At 74.6% G+C, this 20,713-nt stretch carries 15 protein-coding genes and 1 other RNA gene; 8 read left to right on the plus strand and 8 right to left on the minus strand.

The window, feature by feature from the left end:
- The first annotated feature begins 6 nt into the window (after window positions 1-6).
- Together WMF24_RS31065 and WMF24_RS31070 are read left to right on the plus strand one after the other, a co-directional pair.
- A complete protein-coding gene (locus tag WMF24_RS31065; protein ID WP_437731040.1) occupies window positions 7-2,250 on the plus strand; it encodes a hypothetical protein in 2,244 nt (747 codons plus the stop codon).
- A gap of 179 nt (window positions 2,251-2,429) precedes the next feature.
- Window positions 2,430-2,993 carry a hemerythrin domain-containing protein gene (locus tag WMF24_RS31070; RefSeq protein ID WP_437731041.1) on the plus strand — a complete coding sequence of 188 codons (564 nt, stop codon included), beginning with the start codon at window positions 2,430-2,432 and terminating at the stop codon, window positions 2,991-2,993.
- Between the two features lie 177 nt (window positions 2,994-3,170).
- Here the strand turns inward: WMF24_RS31070 and WMF24_RS31075 are convergent, their stop codons facing one another.
- A complete protein-coding gene (locus tag WMF24_RS31075; protein ID WP_437731042.1) occupies window positions 3,171-4,316 on the minus strand; it encodes a hypothetical protein in 1,146 nt (381 codons plus the stop codon).
- Window positions 4,317-4,389: 73 nt separating this feature from the next.
- Here WMF24_RS31075 and WMF24_RS31080 point away from each other — a divergent pair, with 73 nt between their 5' ends.
- On the plus strand, window positions 4,390-4,695 hold the full coding sequence (locus WMF24_RS31080) for a PilZ domain-containing protein (protein WP_437731043.1): 306 nt from the start codon (window positions 4,390-4,392) through the stop codon (window positions 4,693-4,695).
- Window positions 4,696-4,738: 43 nt separating this feature from the next.
- Here the strand turns inward: WMF24_RS31080 and WMF24_RS31085 are convergent, their stop codons facing one another.
- The 3 genes from WMF24_RS31085 to WMF24_RS31095 form a co-directional block, all read right to left on the minus strand.
- On the minus strand, window positions 4,739-6,067 hold the full coding sequence (locus WMF24_RS31085; RefSeq protein WP_437731044.1) for a FecR family protein: 1,329 nt from the start codon (window positions 6,065-6,067) through the stop codon (window positions 4,739-4,741).
- Window positions 6,064-7,005 carry an RNA polymerase sigma factor gene (locus WMF24_RS31090; protein ID WP_437731045.1) on the minus strand — a complete coding sequence of 314 codons (942 nt, stop codon included), beginning with the start codon at window positions 7,003-7,005 and terminating at the stop codon, window positions 6,064-6,066. The genes WMF24_RS31085 and WMF24_RS31090 overlap by 4 nt, the downstream gene beginning before the upstream one ends.
- 436 nt (window positions 7,006-7,441) lie before the next feature.
- A complete protein-coding gene (locus WMF24_RS31095) occupies window positions 7,442-7,828 on the minus strand; it encodes a hypothetical protein (RefSeq protein ID WP_437731046.1) in 387 nt (128 codons plus the stop codon).
- 101 nt (window positions 7,829-7,929) lie between these two features.
- On the opposite strand from WMF24_RS31095, the gene WMF24_RS31100 reads away from it, so the two are divergent.
- Both WMF24_RS31100 and WMF24_RS31105 read left to right on the plus strand, forming a co-directional pair.
- Entirely contained in the window at window positions 7,930-8,781 is an 852-nt protein-coding gene (locus WMF24_RS31100) for a purine-nucleoside phosphorylase (RefSeq protein ID WP_437731047.1), read from the plus strand.
- Window positions 8,778-9,242, plus strand: coding sequence for a cytidine deaminase (locus WMF24_RS31105; protein WP_437731048.1), 465 nt, complete (start codon window positions 8,778-8,780; stop codon window positions 9,240-9,242). Before WMF24_RS31100 ends, WMF24_RS31105 begins: the two co-directional genes overlap by 4 nt.
- Before the next feature lie 167 nt (window positions 9,243-9,409).
- Here WMF24_RS31105 and WMF24_RS31110 read toward each other — a convergent pair whose 3' ends face one another.
- Together WMF24_RS31110 and WMF24_RS31115 are read right to left on the minus strand one after the other, a co-directional pair.
- Complete coding sequence (locus WMF24_RS31110; protein ID WP_437731049.1) at window positions 9,410-12,724, minus strand: response regulator; 3,315 nt, start codon at window positions 12,722-12,724, stop codon at window positions 9,410-9,412.
- Window positions 12,725-12,931: 207 nt separating this feature from the next.
- Entirely contained in the window at window positions 12,932-14,056 is a 1,125-nt protein-coding gene (locus WMF24_RS31115) for a 6-phosphofructokinase (protein ID WP_437731050.1), read from the minus strand.
- Window positions 14,057-14,427: 371 nt separating this feature from the next.
- On the opposite strand from WMF24_RS31115, the gene WMF24_RS31120 reads away from it, so the two are divergent.
- Window positions 14,428-15,684 carry a lysylphosphatidylglycerol synthase transmembrane domain-containing protein gene (locus WMF24_RS31120; RefSeq protein ID WP_437731051.1) on the plus strand — a complete coding sequence of 419 codons (1,257 nt, stop codon included), beginning with the start codon at window positions 14,428-14,430 and terminating at the stop codon, window positions 15,682-15,684.
- 51 nt (window positions 15,685-15,735) lie between these two features.
- Here the strand turns inward: WMF24_RS31120 and WMF24_RS31125 are convergent, their stop codons facing one another.
- Window positions 15,736-17,214 carry a Do family serine endopeptidase gene (locus tag WMF24_RS31125; protein ID WP_437731052.1) on the minus strand — a complete coding sequence of 493 codons (1,479 nt, stop codon included), beginning with the start codon at window positions 17,212-17,214 and terminating at the stop codon, window positions 15,736-15,738.
- Between the two features lie 302 nt (window positions 17,215-17,516).
- On the opposite strand from WMF24_RS31125, the gene proC reads away from it, so the two are divergent.
- Window positions 17,517-18,380, plus strand: a complete 864-nt coding sequence (gene proC, locus WMF24_RS31130) for a pyrroline-5-carboxylate reductase (protein ID WP_437731053.1) — start codon at window positions 17,517-17,519, stop codon at window positions 18,378-18,380.
- Between the two features lie 646 nt (window positions 18,381-19,026).
- Window positions 19,027-19,491: RNase P RNA component class A (gene rnpB, locus WMF24_RS31135), an RNA gene on the plus strand.
- 66 nt (window positions 19,492-19,557) lie between these two features.
- On the opposite strand, the gene WMF24_RS31140 is transcribed toward rnpB, so the two are convergent.
- A complete protein-coding gene (locus WMF24_RS31140) occupies window positions 19,558-20,409 on the minus strand; it encodes a sigma-70 family RNA polymerase sigma factor (RefSeq protein WP_061609350.1) in 852 nt (283 codons plus the stop codon).
- Window positions 20,410-20,713 lie beyond the last annotated feature (304 nt).

A 20,713-nucleotide genomic window follows, 5' to 3' on the forward strand; every position in this document is an offset into this window, starting at 1 on the left:
CCCGCAATGTCGCTGCCGACCTTGCTCCCCCGGCGCCGTCTCGCTCGAGGGCTCGCCGCGCTCGCCCTCGCGATCTCCCCAATCGCCTGCGCGGCGTCCGGATCGCCTGGGGCGAAAGGGCCGCCGGGGGCCGAGGGTCGCGCCGCGGCGGTCGAGGTCCGCGACGCCGATTTCTCCGGCAGCCTCTACACGATCGTGCGCGACGGCAAGCCGAGCCCGCAGCGCACCGGCCTGCTGATCGGCGTGGTCCGCCGGCAGCTCGCGCACGCCGCGGCGCGCTTCCACGCCGGACAGCAGGAGCGGGGCCTCGACAGCGTGCTCGGCGCGCTGTACCTCGTCCGCCCCGGCGAGGGCCACGCCGAGATGATCGACGCGGTGGGCGAGCGCGCGCTGGCCGGCGCGATCGAGCGGCTGAGCCCGCGCGGCGACGAGGGGCGGGTGCGCGCGCTGATGGAGCTCCGCGCCGCCGCGCTGCCGAGCGGCAGCCGGGCCCGCGCCGAGGTCGACGAGCACCTCGCAGCGCTCGAGCGCTGGATGAAGGACACGCGCACCGGCGGGCCGCTCGAGCAGCTCGGCACGGAGCAGCGCGCGGCGGTCGCGCGCGCCCTCATCGACAGCCGCCCGGAGTCGCTCCAGCGCGCCGCCGCCGCCACGGCGGCGTGGATCGACCGGGCGATCGAGTTCAACATCGAGTACCGGCAAGGCGGGAAGCGGCCGGAGCGCGAGGAGGCGGTCGAGGCCGCGCGCGCGCTGGAGTCGGGCGGCGCGAGCATGGCCGCGCTGTTCCTCCGCTACGGGGACGCCAAGGGCGCGATCGAGCAGATCGACCGCACGAGCGCGCGCCGGGTGATCCCGCCCGGCCTCCACGAGCGGCTCAAGGCGGCGGCGACCGACGACGACGCGGCCTCGTGGCAGGCGCTCGCCGCGGCCTTCGCGCACCACGAGACGCAGGAGCGCGACGCCGAGACGGGGATCTCGCAGGACCTGCTCGACGGCGCCGTCTGGGGCACGGCCCTCGAGGCCTACCGCCGCGATCCGCTGAGCTACGACAGCGCCACGCTCCTCTCGCAGGTGATGATCCGCCTCGGCATGTCCGAGGCGACGCCGCTCCTCCTCGCCGGCGCGCTCGGCGATCGGCCGACCCCCGGCGCGCTCGGGTCCGCGCTGGGGCTCGTGCTGAGCGCGCTCTCCGTGGAGGCGTCGAGCGACGACTTCGAGGCCGCCCGGCGCACGTACAGCGCCGCGGCCCCGCTGCTCGTGCTCGCCGATCGGGCGGCGCGCGGCGGCGCCGCGCTCGACCCCTCGGGCGCGCGCGTCCGGTCGCTCATGGCGTCGCTCGAGCTGCGCGCCGGCAACCTCCCCGCCGCGCTGCCGCTGCTCCGCGCGGCGACGGCGGCCGAGCCGACGGTCAACGGGCTCACGGTGCTCGCGATGGCCGAGCGGCAGGCGGGCGAGCACCAGGCCGCGCTGGAGGACGTGCGGCGGGCGCTGGGCGCGCCGGACGCGCGCACCTCGCCGCTCGAGGTCATCCAGGCGCACCTGCTCGCCTTCGAGCTCCACCGCGACGCGGGCACGCAGGAGCGGGCCAAGGAGTCGCTCGACGCGGCGCTCGCCGCCGCGCTCGACGCCCGGCAGCGCGCGCGGGATCCCGGCGCGAAGGCGCGCGTCGAGCGGCTGCTCGGGCGCATCCTCGACGGCTACGGCGACGAGAAGGGCGCGGTCCGGGCCTACGAGCGCGCGTTCGCCCTGGTGGCCGCCGAGCCGCCGGAGCTCGGCGCCGCGATGCTCGACGCCGTGGGGCGCGCGCTCGTCCAGCGCGACCTCCCCAGCGCGCGGCGGGCGCTGAAGCGCGGCCTCGAGGAGCACGTGGGCGAGGACGAGCTCGTCTACGGCGGGCTCTGGGTCCTCTTGCTGGAGCGGACCCTCGGCGTCGCGACCGACGGCACCGCGGGCCACGCGCTCGAAGGCTCGGTGGGCCGCGCCACCTGGACGGGGAGGCTCGCCTCGTGGGCGAACGGCCGGATCAGCGACGCGGATCTCGGCAAGCTCGCCCAGAGCGCGGCGCAACGCGTCGAGGCGCAATTTTACACGGCCATGGCCAGGAAGGCGGCCGGCGACGCGAGCGCTGACGAGCGGCTCCGGGCGGTGTCGAAGAGCCCCGTCATCGACCTGCTCGAGGTGCACCTCGCGCGCGAGATGCTGGCCCCCGAGCTGCACCTCGACGTCCCCCGCAACGCGAGCCTGCCCTAGCGCCGCGCGTCGCCGACCCGGCGGCGCGCCGGACGGGCGGAGCGAGAGGTGCGATGTCGTCCGCCGCGCTGGGTAGATGACGCGAGGGTCGGAGGATCACCGCCGGCGAGCGGCGTCGCGGGGCCTGTCCCGGGAAGAAAAGTCCCCACGCCCACGCGTTCTTGCCCGATCATCGCCTGATGCCCGATGACCGGAACGATCCGCTCGAGAAGCTCGCCGCCGCTCACCGGAGCCTCGAGGAGAACCTGAACGACATCGCGCGCGCCGCGCGCGCGCTCAGCGATCCTCGCGGGCGCGCCGCCGCGCTCGAGGGGCTCTCGAGCGTCGTGGCCTACTTCGAGCGATCGATCAGCCGGCACCAGGAGGACGAGGAGCGCTCGCTCTTCCCGCGGCTCGCGGTGCTCGAGGCGCTCGCGCCGACGCTCGAACGCCTCCGGCAGGAGCACAAGGCGCAGCAGCGCGCCATCAACGAGCTGCGCGCCGCGATCGAGCGGGACGGCGGCGCCGGGGCGGCCGAGGTGCTCCCCCAGCTCGTCGACGACCTGCGCGCGGCGTACCACCGCCACGTGACCTGCGAGGAGCAGGAGATCTTCCCGGCCGCGCGCCGGTTCCTGCAGCCCTCGGCGATGCAGGGGATCATGCACGAGATGGAGACGCGCCGCGGGCGCGGCGGGCACGGCAACCCGGCCAAGGGGATCAGCGGGCGCCCTTACCGCCCTGGCGGGATGCGCCGGGGCCCGTAGCGCCCTCTGCGCCGGACCCCAGCGTCGCATCCGGCGCTCGAACAAAGATCAATCACGTTGAGCGAGCGAGAAAATCCACCGCCAAGACGCCAAGGACGCCAAGAAGAAGACAATGGCTTGGCGTCTTGGCGGTTCGAAGTTCTGCTCGTTTCCGGCGGGTTCAACCCGTTTGTCGCTCTAGAGCTGCTCCTCGCGCGCGCGCTCGATCGCCGCGCGCAGGTAGTTCTGCGCGCGCAGCGTGTGCGCCCCGTCCGGGTGCTGGTCCAGGTGGCTGCGGAACGCGTCCGCCGACTGCGCGAACCTCCCCAGCCGATAGAGCGCGACGCCGCGGGCGAGGTGCCCGGGATAGGACGGGTCGAGCGCGGCGAGCTCGTCGATCTTCTTCAGGCGGTACTGCTCCTTCGCGCGCCGCGCCTCGGCCGCGCGGAGCGCCGCGGCGGGCGAGCGCGGCCCCGGCTCGGCCGCCGGCTCATGGCGCGCCGCCGCGTCCCCGGCGGCGGGCGCCGCGAGGTCCTGCGCGCCTCGCGGAGCGCCGACGGGATGCGAGAGCAGGAACTTGAACAGCGCGCGCTCCTCGTCGAGCGAGAGATCGAAGGGGCCTCGCTCGATGCCCGAGATCGCGCCCCAGCGCTTCTTGAAGAGCACCCCGAGCACGGTGCCATCCATGGCGACGCGGCGCGCCTCCGCGCCGCCGCGCGGCGTCGCCTCCCCTCGCCCGATCCAGGCGCTGCGACGGAGCAGCCCGAGGAAGTTGCCGCCGAGCTCGCGGAGCTCGTCGGACTCCTCGCCCGTCGCCTCGAAGCGACGCACCTCGCGGACGAACGAGCTCATCTGGTAGGCGCGCAGCCGGAGCACCGCCTCTTCGCCCTGGGCGAGCGCGGGGCCGACGGCGTCGAGCACGCGCTTGCGCGCGGCGAGGAGCTCGGCCTCGGTGTGATCCGCGTCGGCGTCCACGAGCCCGAACGCGCGGATCGCGGAGCCGAGCGCGCGCACCTCGGCGTCGAGCCCGAGCCGCTCGGCCTCGCGGGCGCGCGCGACGTCCGCGTCGCGCGAGCGAGCGAGCGCGCGCGCGTCGGCGAGCGGCAACGGCAGCTCGGCGGGCTCGACCGGGCGGGGCACCGCGAGGATCGCCGCGGTGCCCGCGATGAAGACGGCCACGAGCCCCGGCTCCCAGCCCTCGAGGTGCCGCTTCCATCCGCGGCGCGCGGCCCCATCGGTGCGCGCGGGTGCGCAATCACGCGGCGAGCGCGGCGCGCGCGGCGCGATCGACAGGGCCGCGCGCGGCTCCCGGCGCTTGACAGCGACGCTCTCGGCTCGCGACATTGATCGTCTCCTCTGCGCTTCAGAATACCCCACGCGCGCCACGTCAGCGCCGCGCAGCCGGCCAAGGAGGAATGTGCAAGATCACCGAAAGCACCCGCGCAAGCCCGTCGAGCTGTCGATCGCATTCCGGATCGGCGACGGCCCGCGCGTCGATGCGAGATGCCGCGACATCAGCCTCGGCGGGATGTTCATCGAGACCGCCTCGCCGGCCCCCTTCGGAGCGCGCATCGAGGTGCTCCTGTCCCTGTCGGGCCTGAAGCAGCCTGCGGTGATCTCTTCGATCGTGCGGTGGACCACCCCCGAAGGCATGGGGGTGCAGTTCGGGGTCATGGGCGCGCGGGAGACCCACGCGCTGACCGAGCTGCTCGGCTCGCGCTGATCTCGGCGCGTCGGCCGGCGCTGTGTAACGCGGCCCTCCGCGCTCAGTCGTCGATGGTCAGCGGGATCTCGATCTGCCGCGGGCCCTCCGCGAAACGCCCCCGGTAGAGGCCCTCCGCGCACGCCTGCAGCGCAGGACGGAGCGGCGGATCGAAGCGCACGCTGGCGACGCTGCCGTCGGGGCGCACGGCGATGCGCAGCGTCGAGACGATCGACCTGCGGATCGATGACGGGCCGCCCGCGGTCTCGCGCGCGAAACAGCTCGACAGGAGGGACTGCACCGAGGCGGGCGTGAGCGCGGGCGGCGGTGACGCCTGCCGCGCCTCGGCCGCCGGCTCCGCAGCGGCCGGCTCCGCAGCGGCCGGCTCCGCGGCGGCCGACTCCGCGGCGGCCGGCTCCGCGGCGGCCGGCGCCGGTTCGGCGGGCGGCGGCGCGATCGGCTCGGCGACCGACGACGCGGCGGGCGCTCGGGGCTCGGCTTCCTGCGCGGCGACCGCCGCCACCGCAGCAGATCCGCTCGGCGGATGCGCGCCGGCGGGCCCCGGTGGGGGCGGAGCCGGCGGCCCCGCGGGCGCCGGGGACGCGACGGCGGGGGCGCTGTCCTGCTCCGCAGGGCGCTGGAGCAGGCGGGCGTCGCGGCCGCCGTCGAGCGAGAAGGTGCCGCGCGACGGGCCGACGAGGAGGCGCGCGGTGGTCGCGCCGCGGTACGCCGCCGGGCCGACAGCGACGGTGCCGTGCTCCACGTCGACCTCCACGCGCCCGTCCAGGCGGGTCACCGTGAAGAGCGTGCCGTGCACCGCGACGCGGGTGCCGTCGACCTCGACGGCGAACGCCTCGACGAGCCCCTCCTCGGGCGCGCGCGTGACGACGTCGGCGCGCACCGAGCCTCGATCGAGCGCGATCACGTGGCCGATCCCGGCCGCGCCGACGGCGCGCACCACGGCGCGGCTGTTCGGCAGGAGCGTCCAGCGCACCGAGCCGACGTCGGCGAAGGAGACCGCGTGGGCCGCGGTCTCGATGGAGTCGCCGGGCCGGAGGGCGCGGAAGTCCAGGTCGTCCGCGGCCCCGGGCGCCCGCGGGATCTCCGCGAGGTCGCGGGCGCGCGGCGGCGCCGACGTCACCGCGACCGGCGGGGCGGAGCGCCCGGCCGCGAGGATCGCGAACGCGATGGCCGCCGCGGCCGCGGCGAACCCGAGCGCGCGCCCGAGCGGCGAGCGCTGGGGCGGCGCGGCGCGGCGGACCGGCGCGGGCTTGTCGATCCGCGCGAACAGCTCGCGCTCGATGGCGTCCCAGCGTGGCTCCGGAGGCTCCTCGGCGCGGAGCAGCTGCTCCATGTGCTCGCGTGCCCGCTCGTACTGCTTTGCGCCGCTCACATGTCCTCCGTGTCGACAGCCGCTCGATCCGCCGCGGGGTACCCCGCAGCTTCGCCCCCCACAGACACTGGCGCGCGGGCCGCCGCCGCGCCGGCGCCGTCCGCCTTCCCCGCGCCGCTCTCGGCCAGCTCGGCGGCGAGCTGGGCGAGCGCGGGCTCGCCGCGCATCATCTCCTCGATCTCGCGGCGGGCATAGAACAGCCGCGTCCGCACCGTCAGGACCGGCGCGCCGACGATCTCCGCGATCTCGGTCGGCGCGATGCCCTCGAGCTCGTGCAGGACGTAGACGATCCGCTTCTTCTCGGGCAGGCGCTCCAGCACCCTCCGGAAGGCGTCGATCCTGCGGGCGCGCGCGGCGTCCTCGTCCGGGAGCATGCCGTGGTCGACCTCGTGATCCGCGTTCGGCTCACCGGTGAACACCGGCCGGCTGCGCGCCGCGCGTCGGGCCATCAGCACGGCGTTGACCGTCACCCGGTGGAGCCACGTCGTGAACTTCGATTTCCCCCGGAAGTCGCCCAGGCTGCGGTGCACCTGGATGAACACCTCCTGGATCACGTCCTCGGCGTCGGCGGTCGGCCCCAGCATCCTGAAGACGAGCCGCGCGACGTCGCGGCGGTAACGGCGGAAGATCTCGGCGAAGGCCGTGGGGTCGCCGCTCTGGAAGCGGCGGATCCACTCGCCGACGTCGTCGGGCTCGGTCACGGGCGGAAGCCTACCCGCCCGCTCCGCGCTCATGGAGCTCGATGGCGGGACGGCCATCACGGGACGGCGCAGGAGATCGTCGCCCGCGAACACGGCGTCGAGCGCGACCCGGACGACCGCGGCGGCGCTGGCGGGCAGGTCGTCGCCAGGGCCACCCGGCGCGCCCCAGGCGAGGGGGAAGAACGACCGCGAGAGGTGCGCCCACAACGCCCCTGTCTCGATCGCCACGGAGTGCACGAAGACCTCTGGTGCGCCGGGCCGCCGGATCATTCATCCGGTTCCCCGGGCCGCCGGATCATTCATCCGGTTCCCCGGGCCGCCGGATCATTCATCCGGTTCCCCGGGCCGCCGGATCATCCAGGCGCCGCCGCACGAACGTGCGCCGCCCGGACCTCGCCAGGGCGGCGGTCGCGCCAGGAAACGCACAAAAGTTGTTCCTTGTGGCACATCGGCGCGACCTTCGGCGCATGATCTTCATCGCCGTGTCGCTGACCGTGGCCCTCGTCGCCGCCGATCTGCTCGAGCTGGGCTCCCGTCGCCGGGATCGCGCATAGCGCCGGGTTCAGCCCCGGAAAAAGGACCCGGCTCGAGCCCGCTCCGGCCTCAGGCCAGCGCGCGCTCGAGCCGGGGATTCACAGCGCTCGAACGTGCCGTCCGGGATCGTCCGGTCGGCTCAGCCCGCGGCCTCGGCGCCCTCGGCCGCAGCGCCGCCCTTCTTCGGCAGGTCGAAGATCGCCGTCAGGTCGACCTTCTCCTGCTTCTTCTGCTCGAGGACCCGGTTGATCGCGCGCAGCAGGCGCGTCTTCGCGGGGCCGCTGATCGGCTTGCCCTGCAGCGCGGCGCTCAGCGTGCGGTCCGTCACCGGACGGCCGCTGCGCGGCTTCTTGGCGCCGGCAGCGTCCTTCTTCTTCGCGGCGTCCTCACTGCCGCGCGCCAGCCGCTTGGTCAGGCGGATCGCCCGATCCTCGGGCTGAAGCCGCTCGATCTTCGCCGATGCCGCGAGAACGCGGCGCGGGTCGATCTTCTTTTCCTTCAAGAAATCTTCGATCTTGGTGCCCATCGTCGTCACTTGCCCCGAAAGGGCGGCGACCCTACCACGAGCGTTCCAGCCGTGCATCTGCGACGTTTACCCCCCGCGTCGCCCTGGGGTAGCTTGGCGAGGTGACCATCCTCCCCGAGCTCGACGAGGCTGCTCGCCTCATTCGCCAACAAATTCCGGTACTTCCACGCGTCGGTGTGGTGCTGGGGTCAGGGCTCGGCGGCTGGGCCGACGAGCTCTCGGACCTCGTGAAGGTGCCCTACGCGGCGATCCCCGGCATGCCGCGGCCGGCGGTCGCGGGGCACGCCGGCTTCCTGTGCGCCGGCCGCGTCGGCGAGGTGCCCGTCGCCTGCCTCCAGGGGCGCGCGCACCTCTACGAGGGGCACCCGCTCGCGAAGGTCGTCTTCGGCGTGCGCGTGCTCGCGCGGCTCGGCTGCCGCGCCGTGCTCCTGACCAACGCGGCCGGCGGCATCAATGACAGCTTCGCCGCCGGCGACCTCATGTTGATCGTCGACCACCTGAACCTGATGGGGACGAACCCGCTCGTCGGGCCGAACGACGACGCGCTCGGCAAGCGCTTCCCCGACATGACGTACGCCCACGATCCACGGTTGCTCGAGCTCGCGAGGGCGGCGGCGGGCGAGACCGGCGTCCGCCTGCGCGAGGGGGTCTACGCCGGGCTGCTCGGTCCGACCTACGAGACGCCCGCGGAGATCCGGATGCTGCGCGCGCTCGGGGCCGACGCGGTCGGGATGAGCACGGTGCCGGAGATCATCGCGCTGCGGCACATGAGCGTGCCCGCCGCGGCCGTCTCGTGCATCACGAACCTCGCGGCGGGGCTCACCCAGCGGGAGCTCGATCACAAGGAGGTCGAGGAGACCGCCAGGCAGGCGCGCGCCCGGTTCACGGCGCTGCTCTCGGCGTGGGTCCGCCGCGCGGGCGCCGAGGTCGCGGCCGGGAGCGGGGCGTCGTGAGCCGCCCCCCGCACGGCGCTGGTGAGGCGCCCGCCGCGGCCGACGCGGCGCCGGCGATCGACTGGGATGCGCTCGACCGGGCGGCCCTCGCGGTCCGCGAGCGGGCGCACGCGCCGTACTCGGGCTACTGGGTTGGCGCGGCGATCCTCGTGCGCTCCGGCCGCGTGTTCGCCGGCTGCAACGTCGAGAACGCCTCGTACGGGCTCGCCATCTGCGCGGAGCGCTCGGCCATCGTGCAGATGGTCGCCGCCGGCGAGCGCGATCCGATCGCGCTCACCGTCGCCACGAGCGGGCCCGTCCTCGGGAGCCCGTGCGGCATGTGCCGGCAGACGCTCGCCGAGTTCGCCGCGGATCTCCCGATCCGCCTCATCGCCGCCGGAGACGCCGGCGTGCCGCCGCGGATCACCTCGCTGGCGGCGCTCCTCCCGGAGGCGTTCGGGGCGGCAGCGCTCTCGCGCTGACCGCCAGCGCCTTCTTCGGGGCGGCAGCGCTCTCGCGCTGACCGCCAGCGCCTTCTTCGGGGCGGCAGCGCTCTCGCGCTGACCGCCAACGCCTTCTTCGGGGCGGCAGCGCTCTCGCGCTGACCGCCCCCGACGCCCTTCCGGGGAGCGCCGCCGGGCTCATGCGCTCACTCGGTCGACAGCGCCTCGGCCTGCTCGATCTGGGACAGCGCGGCGGCGAGCGCCTCGCGCGCGCGCTCCAGCGAGACGCGGTCGTCGCCCCACCTGGCGCGCGCCTTCTGGAGGCGGGCGCGCTCCGCGGCGAGCTGCTCGGTGAGCTGCTCGCCGTGCAGCCGCAGGGCGTCGCGCTCCTCGGTCCGGTGCGAGAGCTGCGCGCCGAGCTCGCTCTCGCGCTGCTCGGCCTCGGTGAGCCGGCCCCGCGCCTCGTCGAGCGCGCGGGACCGCTCGGCGAGCTCGCTCAGCAGGCGATCGCGCTCCTCGCCGCGGGCGGCGAGCTCGCCGGCGCGCTGCTCGAGCTGCTGCTCGAGCTCGTGCACGCGGGCCTCGAGGTGCGCCACCTGGTTGCGCGCCTGCCCGAGCTCGGTCGAGACCCCCCGGGCGATCTCGTCCAGCTCGTGCCGCTGCGCCGCCCAGGCGGCCTCCCGCTCGGCGAGCTCGGCCTGGTGCGCCGCGCGGGCGTCGGCGAGCGCCTGCGCGTGCGCCGCCTCGGCCTGGGCCTGCCGGTCGGCGGCGCGCGCCTCGAGCTCGGCCACCCGCGCCGCGTGGGCCTGCTCGGCGGCGCGCACGGCCTGCTCCCGCTCCTCGATGAGCTCGCGCTCGCGGGCCGCGAGCCGCGACGCGAAGTCCTCCCGCGCGGCCTCGATGGCCCGCGCGTGCTCCTCCGCCTGGCGCGCGGCCACCGCCGCGTGCTCCGCGGACTGACGCTCGATCGCCCGCGCGTGCTCCTCTGCCTGCGCCTCGACGGCGCGCGCGTGCTCGGCCCGGAGGCCGTCCAGCGCGCTCACGTGATCGCGATCGCGCCGCTCGATCTCGCCCGCGTGCTCGCTCCGCAGCGCCTCGGTCGCCGCCGCGTGCTCGCCCCGCAGCGCCTCGACGGCCGCCGCGTGCTCGCCCCGCAGCGCCTCGACGGCCGCCGCGTGCTCGCCCCGCAGCGCCTCGACGGCCGCCGCGTGCTCGCCCCGCAGCGCCTCGACGGCCGCCGCGTGCTCGGCCTGCTGCCGCTCGCTCGCGGCGACCTGCTCGGCGCGCACCGCCTGCAGCGCGGCCGCGTGCTCCGCCTGCTGCCGCTCGACCGCGGCGGCGTGCTCGGCCCGCGCCGCGTCCAGCGCCGCGGCGTGCTCGGCCCGCAGGCCCTCCAGCGCGGACGCGTGCTCCCGGTCGCGCCGCTCCACCTCGGCGGCGTTGTCGCGCCGGAGCGCCTCGACGGCGGCCTCCTGCTCACGCCGCGCCGCCTCGGACGCCGCGGCGTGCTCTGCCTTCAGCGCGTCCAGCGCCGCGGCGTGCTCGGCCCGCAGGCCGTCCGCGATCGCCGCCGACTCGGCCCTCAGCCGCTCGATCGCCGCGGCGTGCTCGCCGGCGAGCCGGTCGACGGCCGCGCGGTGCTCCGCGGCCTGCTGCTCCGCACGCGCGGCGTGCTCGGCGTTCAGCCGGTCGATCTCCGCGCGGTGCGCCGCGGTCGCCTGCTCGAACCGCTCCCGCTCGGCCTGCGTGCGCTCCTCGACGTCGCGCTGCGCCGACGCCTCGGCCGCGGCGATCGCCTGGGACCTCTCGTCCGCCGCGGCACGGAGCGCCTCCGTGTGCGCGGCCTCCGCGGCCATCAGCGCCTGCCGCGCCGCCGACAGCTCCGCGTCGCGCGCGGCGACCTGGCCCTGGAGCTTGTCGGCGCGGGCCTTGAAATCGTCGGCGCGCTTCGCCGCCAGGTCCTTGTCGGCGCGCAGCGACGCGACCTGCCCGTCGAGATCCTCGTTCGCGCGCTCGAGCTCGAGGATCTTGTCGACCTGATCGGCCTTCTCGCGCTCGAGCGACAGCGTCTGGTCGCGGAGCTCGAGGAGCTCCTTGTCCTTGCGCGACATCTGGTCGCGGAGGGCGAGGATCTCCTTGTCCTTCTTGTTCAGCGCCTCGCGCAGATCGAGGAAGTCGCGGCTCGACACGCCGCCGGGCCTGCTGGCGGTGCCGCCGGCCGCGAGCTTCGCCCTGAGCTCGTCGACCTCGCGCCGCAGGCGCGCCGCCTCCTGGCTGCCGTCGTTCGCCGTGGAGAGCTCGCCCTCGAGGCGGATCGAGGTCGCGCGCGCGGCGGCCACCTCCTTGGTGAGGCGGACGATCTCGCCCTTGGACCTGTCCAGCTCGGCGCGAAGGCGCTCGATCTCGCCCGCATCGGCGTCGGAGCGCGGCGCCGGCGGCGCAGGGGTCATCCGCCCCGGCTCGGAGGTGGGCGCGCGGTACGCCGCCCCGCGCTCCGAGACCGGCGCGCGGTACGCCGCCCCGCGCTCCGAGACCGGCGCGCGGTACGCCGCCCCGCGCTCCGAGACCGGCGCGCGGTACGCGGCGACCGGCGACGAGCTCACGGGCGGAGGCACCGAAGCAGGCAGGGACGTCCCGGTGGACACCGGCGTCCGCGTCGACGGGACGACCGAGGACCTGGCCTTCGTCCGATCGTCGTCGGTCCGCTGCTCCTCCTCGTCGCGGATCAGCCGGGTGAACGCGCCGCCGATGAACTCCTCGATGTCCTCGTCCGGCTTGGGGGGCTCCGACCTCGCCGGTGTCCCCTGAAGAGGCCTCGGCGGGCTCGACGCGCGGAGGCGCGGCTCCCTGGCGGCGGACGGCGGTGCGGCGGACGGCGGCCGCGCCGGCGGCGCGACGGACGGCGCCGGCGGCGCGGCGGACGGCGCCGGCGGCGCGACGGACGGCGCCGGCGGCGCGACGGACGGCGCCGGCGGCGCGGCGGACGGCGGCCGCGCAGGCGGTGGGGGCGGCGGCGCGCCGCTCCCTCGCGCGCCGTTCGCGCCGACGGTCGCCGTGATGATGGTCGGGTCCCCCGAGTCCTCGTCGATGTCGGCCTCGAGCACCTCGGCCTCGTCGATCATGATCGGATCGGCCTCGGCTTCGTCCCCGTCGAGCGGGACATAGTTGCGGATGTGCTCGAGGAGCTCGCCGAACGCGATCGGCTTGTGGATGTAGTCCTCCGCGCGCGTCCTGAGCTTCCGGTGCTGCTCGAACGTCTCCTCGCTCGACTCGCTCGACATGATGACGAGCGGGACGTCCTTGAGCTGCGCGTCCTTCTTGAGCTTGTTGCAGACCGAGAAGCCGTTCATGCGCGGCAGCTCGATCGACAGCAGGATGAGGTCGGGGCGATCGGCCGCCGCGACCTGCAAGCCGACGTTGCCGTCATCGACCACCTGGACGGTGCAGCCGAGGCGGCCCAGTTCCGTGCGGAGCTCCCCGGCGAACGCCGGATCGCTCTCAAATACGAGGACTTTCGTCATGTTCCGGGGTGTGCGCGGGTTCGGAGGGGAACCCAAGATATCGGCCCCCGTCGACGAGTGTCAAACACGAGGCTTGTCGCGCCGCCCAGGCCGTCCGGCCGATGACGCGAGGTGCGATGAGGTCCCCGTCCGAGGTGCGCTACCGGACGGGCCGAGGGGGTTTTGCGGGGACGACGGCGGCAGCGGCGCGACGCGCGCGCTCGCGGATCACCTCTCGGCGAAATGGCCGGGCGGCTCGTCGCCGAAGCACAGGCCGATCTCACGGGCCGTGACGACCGTGTCCGAGTCGAGCGGCACGGTCTTCGTCTTGCCGGCGACCTCCGCGAGGGGGACGAGCTCGATCCGGTTCGCGCGCAGCGCGACCATCCCGCTCCCGCAGTCCTCGACGAGGCAGCGCGCCGCGGCCGCGCCGAAGCGGAGCGCGAGCAAGCGGTCCGCCGTCGTCGGCCCGCCGCCCCGCTGCAGGTGGCCGAGCACCATGGAGCGCGCCTCCTTGCCGGTGCGGGCCGCGAGCTCCTTCGCGACGCGCTCGGCCACGCCCCCGAGGACGGCGGTGCGGCGGAAGGCGTCGCCCGCGTCCTTGATGGTCAGCTCTCCGCCCTCCGAGTACGCCCCCTCCGCCGCCACGACGATGGAGAAGCGCCGGCCGCGCGACTCGCGGAGGCGGATCTTCTCGGCGATCGCGTCGTACCGGAACGGGATCTCCGGGATCAGGATCGCGTCGGCGCCGCCGGCGATCCCGGCGTTGAGCGCGATCCAGCCCGCGTGCCGCCCCATCACCTCGACGACCATGATCCGCTCGTGCGCCTCGGTCGTGGTGTGCAGCCGATCGAGCGCCTCGGTCGCGATGGAGACGGCCGTGTCGAAGCCGAACGTGATGTCGGTGCAGCAGACGTCGTTGTCGATCGTCTTCGGCACGCCGATGACGCGCGGCAGCCCGCGCAGGAGGAGCTCGTTCGCGATCCGCATCGAGCCGTCGCCGCCCACCGCGATCAGCGCCTCGAACCCGCGCTCGCGGAAGCGCCGCACGAGGTCGTCGGACCTGTCGCGCGGCACGAGCCCGTGCTCGCCCGGCATCGGGTAGTGGAACGGATCGCCGCGGTTCGCGGTGCCCAGGATGGTGCCCCCGAGGTGCGCGATGCCCCGGACGCGCTCGCGATCGAGCCGGATGAGCCCGTCCGGAGAGTCGTCGAGCAACCCGCGATACCCCTGCCGGATGCCCCAGACCTCCCAGCCGCGCTCGAGCGCGCCGAGCGTGGCCGCCCGGATGACAGCGTTGAGCCCGGGCGCGTCACCTCCGCCCGTGCTGATTGCGATCTTGCGTGCCGCCATGAGGCGCGCAGCATTGCGAGCCCTCCCCGGCGACGCAATAGCCATCTCCTCGCCGCGCGCCGCTGCCGCGAAAAAGCGCGGGGCCGCGACGATCGCGCTTCGCCACGATGAGCCGCGATACACGCGGCGCGCCGGAGCGCAGCAGACGCGAGCGACGCGAGCGACTCTGGCGACGCGAGCGCGCCGCCGCGAAGCGACCTTCGCACTCGCACGTCGCCCCCGCGAGGCGCACGTGGGCGTCCTGCCGCCGGGGCCGCCCCGGGGGTCGCGCACCGGAGGGCTGCCGGCGTGACGGTCGCGAGCGCCGCCGCGGGGTATAGGGGGGCATGCGCGCGCGGTCGCCCGCGATCGCCCCGACCGCGCGCCCCCGTATGAACCGCGCCACCCTGATCCGAGGCATCCAGCTCATCGTCACGCTGACGCTCGCGTCGTTCGCCTACGTGCTCTACAGCGAGATCCACGACGAGCAGGCGAGCCTCGCCGCCGGGCTCGCGCACGTGCGGCCGGGCTGGCTGCTCGTCGGCGCCGTGCTGGCGCTGCAGGAGGGCGTGTTCGGGGGGCTCAGGATCTGGTCCCTCGGGCGCGTGCTCTGGCCCGAGCTCCGCGTCCGCACCGCGGTGACGTCCGAGTTCGTGCTGATGTTCTGCGCCGGGGTCACCCCGGGCCAGGCCGGCGCAGCGCCCTCGCAGGCCGCGGTGCTCGTGCACGGCGGCATGCGGCTCGTCGACGTGGCCACGGCCTCGCTGCTCACCGCGTCGTGCACGGTCACGTTCTTCCTGCTCACCGCCGCGGCCATCTTCGCGCTGCGGTACAGCGGGATGCTCGTGGTGCAAGGGGGCCAGCAGATCGAGTGGCTGCTGCTGTTCACCGTCGTCATGTTCGGCGCGGCGCTCGTCGCGCTGATCGCCGCGGCGGCGTACCCGCCGCTCCTCAAGGCGATCGTCCGCGCGCTCTCGGTGCCGCTCGGGAGGCTCTTGCGCGCCGCCCTGCTGGGCGCCCGGCGCGTGCCGCGGCTGCGGGCCCGCGCCGACGCCGCGCTCGCCGCGCCCGGCAGCACGACCGCGCGCCTGCTGCGGAGCGTGGACGAGTTCCACCAGGGCTTCCGCATCTACATGCGCCGCGGCAAGCGCGCCTACGCCGCCGCGCTGCTGCTGACGTTCGGCTTCTTCTGCTCGCGGTTCGCGGTCGCCTACTTCATCCTGCTCGGGCTCGGTATTCCGACCACGCCGTCGACCTTCGTCTCGGTGGGGCCGCCGATCTTCCAGGTGATCCTGATCCAGGCGCTGCTCAACTTCGCGCTCTACATGAGCCCGACGCCCGGCGCGAGCGGCGTCGCCGAGCTCGGCTCGAACGCGCTCATGTCGCCCTGGGTGCAGGGCGCGTTCGTCGTGCCGTACGTCGTGCTCTGGCGCGTGCTCACGCTGTTCCTCTGCATGTTCGTCGGGGGCGTCTACGTCTTCCGCTACCTCGGCACCGACGTGCTCGAGGAGCGCGTGAAGCAGACCGAGGCGGAGAAGCGCGCGCTCGAAGAGGCGGCGCGCGCGGAAGCGGCGCGCGCGGAAGCGGAGGATGCGCGCGGCGCCGGGCGCCCGGAGGAGAACGCCGGCAGGCGGCGAGGCGTGGGATGACGCGGGAAGGCGGAGCGCGCCGGCCGCGGAGGCCGGCGGCGCGGGGCGGGATCAGCGCGCGTGGATGGGCACGGCGGCGAACTGGACGACCTTGCCGCGCCGCACCTTGAGGAGGGCGACCGACCCGTCCTTGAGCTTGCCGATCGCCGCGCGGAGCCCGGCGACGTCCTTCACGGGGGTGCCGTTCACCTCGAGGATCACGTCGCCCACCTGGATCTCCTGCTTGTCGCTGCCCGACGCGAACCCGTCGACGCGCACCCCGCCGCCGGCCGCGTCGGAGACCTGGATGCCGAGCTTCTCGGCGCTCTGCTGCCGATCGGGGCGGGCGCCCTGGGTCGGCCGCGGGCGGCTCGCCGCGTCGCCCTCCTCGTCCTGGAGCGCGTCGAGCCTGGCCACGATCTCGTGCCGCTTCTCGGCGCGCACGACGGTCACCTTGATCTCGGAGCCGGGCGCGTGGCGCGCGACGTTGCGCCGGAGCTCCTCGGCGTGGTGGATCGGGACGCCGTTGACGTCGACGATCACGTCGCCCGGCTTGATGCCCGCGCGCGCGGCGGCGCCGCCCGGCTCGAGCTCGGCCACGAGCGCGCCCCGCGGCGCGCCCAGCTTGAGCGCCGCGGCGAGATCGCGCGTGACGGGCTGGAACAGCAGGCCGAGCTTGCCGCGCTCGACGTACCCCTTCTCGCGGAGCTGCGGGAGCACGTCCTTCAGCGCGTCGATCGGGATCGCGAACCCGATGCCGTTGGCGCCGGCGCGGATCGCGGTGTTGATGCCGACGACCTCGCCCCGCCAGTTGAACAGCGGCCCGCCGCTGTTGCCCGGGTTGATCGAGGCGTCGGTCTGGATGAAGTCGTCGTAGGGCCCCGCGCCGATCGCGCGCGCCTTGGCGCTCACGATGCCGAGCGTGACCGTGTGGCCGAGCCCGAACGGGTTTCCGACCGCGAGCACGTGCTCGCCGACCCGGAGCTGCTCGCTCGATCCGAGCGGCGCCACGGGCAGGCCGCTCGCGCCCTTCAGCCGCAGGAGCGCGAGATCCAGCTTGGGGTCGCGGCCGACGACCTCGGCCTCGAACTCCCGCTCGTCGGCGAGCCGGACGCGGACGCCGGACGCGTCGTGGATGACGTGCTCGTTCGTCACGACATAGCCGCTCGGATCGATGATGAAGCCGGTGCCGAGGGCCGTCTGCGGGGGCCGCTGGCCGCGCGGCATGCCGCGGCCGCCCTGGGGGCCGAAGAAGAACTCGAAGGGGTCGAGCCCCTCGCGGCCCACGGACTCGTGGGTCGTCGTGATGTTGACGACCATGGGCCGGACCCGCTCGGACAGCGCGGCGACGTCGAAGGTGGCCGGCACCGGCGCGGGCGGGAGCGTCACGGTCGACACGGGCGGCGCAGCGTCGGGCGCCGCGACGGCGGCGGCCTGGGTGGAGGGCGGCGTGGCGTGAGCCTGTTGACCGCACCCGCCGAGCGAGAGCGCCGCCATCGAGAGCAGCGCGACGACCGAAGCGCGAGAGCGAGAGGAAACGGCTTGAATCATGGAATCTCCGTCGGGCAGTCGAAGGGGCCCCGTCCTTGCGTCGGCGAACAGGGGACGCGCGGCGTTCATTCCGCCGCAGAGATAACGTCCCGGGGCCTGCTGACAAGGGCGGGCGAGCAAGCGTCGCGCGCCGGCGCGTCCGGGCGACGGGCGTCGCGCGCGCCGGCGCGCAGGCCCGCGCCGGCGCGCAGGCCCGCCGTCCACGGCGGCGCGGCCCGCGGAGGGCAGCCTGTCGAGATTTGAGCCGCGAGCTCGGCAGGGCTGCTAGGGTGCGCGCTGCGGATGGCCGCTGGAGGCGAGCGATGCGGAGCGACGAGGGCCTGTTGCGAGAGCGCAAGATCGGGTTTCTTGGCGGTGGGAACATGGCAGAGGCGCTCATCCGAGGCCTGCTCCAGGGGGGCGCCGTGGGCGCGGGGCAGGTCCGGGCGAGCGATCTCAAGAGCGATCGGCTCGCGTACCTGCACGAGCGCTACGGCATCGAGACGACCCAGGACAACGACGCGCTCTGTCGGTGGGCCGACGTCCTGGTCATCGCCGTCAAGCCGCAGATCGTCGATCGCGTCCTCGCCCCGATCGCGGCGGGGCTCGGCGGCAACGACGTCGTCATCTCGGTCGCGGCCGGCGTGCCGATCGACGCGATCGAGGCGCGCCTGCCGGAGGGCGCGCGCGTCATCCGCAGCATGCCGAACACCGCCGCCATCGCGCTCGCCGGCGCCACGGCGATCTCCGCCGGGAGCCACGCGACGGGCGACGACGTCGAGATCGCGCGGACCCTGTTCCAGGCGGTCGGCCGCGTGGTCGTGCTCGACGAGTCGCTGCTCGACGCGGTGACCGGCCTCTCCGGCAGCGGCCCCGCGTACGTCATGCTGATGATCGAGGCGCTTGCCGACGGCGGCGTGAAGGTCGGCCTCGGCCGCGACGCGGCGCTGCTGCTCGCGGCGCAGACGGTCTACGGCGCCGCGAAGCTCCAGCTCGAGACCGGCGAGCACCCCGGCCGCCTGAAGGACATGGTGACGAGCCCCGGCGGCACGGCGATCGCCGGCCTCCACACGCTGGAGGCGGGCGGCCTCCGGCGCACGCTGATCGACGCGGTCGAGGCCGCGTCCAACCGCTCCGCCGAGCTGGGCGCCCAGATGGCGCAGAAGCTCCGCCGCGGCGGCGGCTGACAGAGCAACAAACGGGTTGAACCCGCCTCAAACGAGCAGAACTTGGAACCGCCAAGACGCCAAAGACGTCAAAGACGCCAAGCCATTGTCTTCTTCTTGGCGTCCTTCGCGTCTTGACGGTTCATCTCTCGCTCGCTCAACCGGATCCTTATTCTAGCTGGCATGAGCGCAATTCGCCGCCGCCAGGCGGCATGAACCGAACAGCGCGTGGCGCATGGCACGATACCGGTTCTCGGCCTGACGGAGAGATGCCTTGTCGCCGGTGAGGCGAAGCGCGGAGGAGCGCTGAGGCAGGGACGCGTGCGTCCGACACGGCGCCAGTGACGTCGGGGACGATACCGCAGGTCCGCCAGGAGCCCGAACGAGGGTCGTGCGCTGCGTGATTCACTCGGTGCGTGGCCGGGCGAATTGCCACAGGTGTCACAGAACGCCACGAGAGGGAGACCGCTCCAGCGCCATGAGGCCGGCAGGGCCGGCGGGATGCTCCACCCCGGAGGCCGCCTCTTCGGCCTCCGTCGCACACCGCCCGCTCGCGCCGCTCGCCGGCAGCGAGCGCCCGCGGGCCGGCGTAGCGCGCGCCAGCGCAGCGCCGCGCCCGCGCGGAGGTGTTGGCGATCGGCCAGCGCTTCGCTATGTTCGCGACGTCGCAGCGGGACAGGCGATCGCCGGCGGCCGGGGAAACCCGGGCGCGGGAGGAAAGTCCGAGCTCCGCAGGGCAGGGTGCCGGGTAACGCCCGGTGAGAGCGATCTCGAGGAAAGTGCCACAGAGAACAGACCGCCGCGCCGCGCGCCTCGCGAGGGCGAGGAGCCTCCTGCCCGCGAGGGCAGCGCTCCGAGCCGCCGCCGGCGCGCCGCGCGGCAAGGGTGAAACGGCGGGGTAAGAGCCCACCGCGCCCTTGGCAACAAGGGCGGCACGGCAAACCCCACCTGGAGCAAGGCCGCGTAGGGAGGCGTCCGCGGCGGCGACAGCCGTCGCGGCAAGGGCTGCCCGCCCCAGGCCTCCGGGTTGGCTGCTTGAGGCGCGTGGCGACGCGCGCCCTAGAGGAATGATCGCCAGCGCGAGGGGGGCGACCCCCCGCGCGACAGAACTCGGCTTACGTCCCCTGCGACCACGGAGCCCCGCCCCGGCGGGGCTCCGTGCTTTTGTGCTCGGCCGGCGCTCACGTGTGGCAAGGCGCTACGCCGCCAGCGGCTGGAGTCGGTCGCGCAGCTTCTTCTTGGCGCGCGCCTCGAGCTGCCGCGCCCGCTCGCGCGACACGCCAAGGCGGCGCCCGATCTCCGCGAGCGACAGCTCTTCCTCCGGATCCGCCATCATCCGGGTCTCGACGATGTACCGCTCGCGCGGGTCGAGGTTCTCCACCGCCTGGGTGAGCCGCTCGCGGAGCAGCGCCCCCTCCTCGGCGCGGGAGAAGCGCTCCTCCTGGTCCTGGTCGTCCGCCGGCAGCGTGTCGACGAGCGACCGGGCGCCGTCCTCGAACACCTTCGTGTCGAGCGAGACGTCCCGGGCCTCCAGCCGGTGGGCCATCTCCAGCACCTTCTCCGCGGGCGCGCCGAACTTCTCGGCCAGCAGGCGGTCGCCCTCCTCCCCCTCGCCCACGAGGCCGGCGATGCGCGCCCGCTCCCGCCGCAGCCGGAAGAACATCTTCGAGCGGAGCGGACCCGAGCCCACGCCCACGAGGCTCCAGGAGTGGATGACGTGGTTCAGGATGTACGCCCGGATCCAGTAGGCCGCGTAGGTCACGAAGCGATTTCCACGATCGGGGTCGTACTTGCGGATCGCGTGGACGATCCCGAAGTTCCCCTCGGCGATGAGGTCGGAGAGCGGAATTCCGTAACGCCGGTAGCTGATCGCGATCGAGACAACATGCCTCAGGTTCGCGAGCGCGAGCGCGGCCGCGGCCTGCTCGTCGCCGTGGTCCCGCCACCGTCGAGCGAGCTCGACCTCTTCCTCGCGCGACAGCTCCGGGATCTGCCGAACATGCGTGATGTAGCGCGAAACCGCGCTGGCCTGATCTCGGGACGTTTGCACAGGGTTTCCTTCGAGGTCCGAAGACCCCGGTTCAATTGATGAGGCCGGCCTGCGCCGGACCTCGACTCCTGCTCTCGAGGCCGCCTTGCGACGGACCTCGATCGCGTTGATCGCCCCGCCGGCACTTGCCGACGGCGCGGTTGGTTCGAGATTCAGAAGGGAGCAGCCCACCAAGACTGCGATGCAGTTGGCATGCCGCCCCGGGCGGGCAGCTTGTACACCGTGGCTGGGAACCCTTGGCGCACGGGGGCCCAGGCTCGCCCGCGCGAGCACCGAGGCAAAAAGGATGGGCTAGAGAGCCGGG

The sequence above is a fragment of the Sorangium sp. So ce1335 genome (genome assembly GCF_051521615.1).
Classification (GTDB): domain Bacteria; phylum Myxococcota_A; class Polyangia; order Polyangiales; family Polyangiaceae; genus Sorangium.

Coding starts and splice junctions, on each gene's coding strand:
- WMF24_RS31065 (WP_437731040.1), top strand. CDS start 7: ATGTCGCTGCCGACCTTGCTCCCCCGGCGCCGTCTCGCTCGAGGGCTC.
- WMF24_RS31070 (WP_437731041.1), top strand. CDS start 2,430: ATGCCCGATGACCGGAACGATCCGCTCGAGAAGCTCGCCGCCGCTCAC.
- WMF24_RS31075 (WP_437731042.1), bottom strand. CDS start 4,316: ATGTCGCGAGCCGAGAGCGTCGCTGTCAAGCGCCGGGAGCCGCGCGCG.
- WMF24_RS31095 (WP_437731046.1), bottom strand. CDS start 7,828: ATGGGCACCAAGATCGAAGATTTCTTGAAGGAAAAGAAGATCGACCCG.
- WMF24_RS31110 (WP_437731049.1), bottom strand. CDS start 12,724: ATGACGAAAGTCCTCGTATTTGAGAGCGATCCGGCGTTCGCCGGGGAG.
- WMF24_RS31115 (WP_437731050.1), bottom strand. CDS start 14,056: ATGGCGGCACGCAAGATCGCAATCAGCACGGGCGGAGGTGACGCGCCC.
- WMF24_RS31120 (WP_437731051.1), top strand. CDS start 14,428: ATGAACCGCGCCACCCTGATCCGAGGCATCCAGCTCATCGTCACGCTG.
- WMF24_RS31125 (WP_437731052.1), bottom strand. CDS start 17,214: ATGATTCAAGCCGTTTCCTCTCGCTCTCGCGCTTCGGTCGTCGCGCTG.
- proC (WP_437731053.1), top strand. CDS start 17,517: ATGCGGAGCGACGAGGGCCTGTTGCGAGAGCGCAAGATCGGGTTTCTT.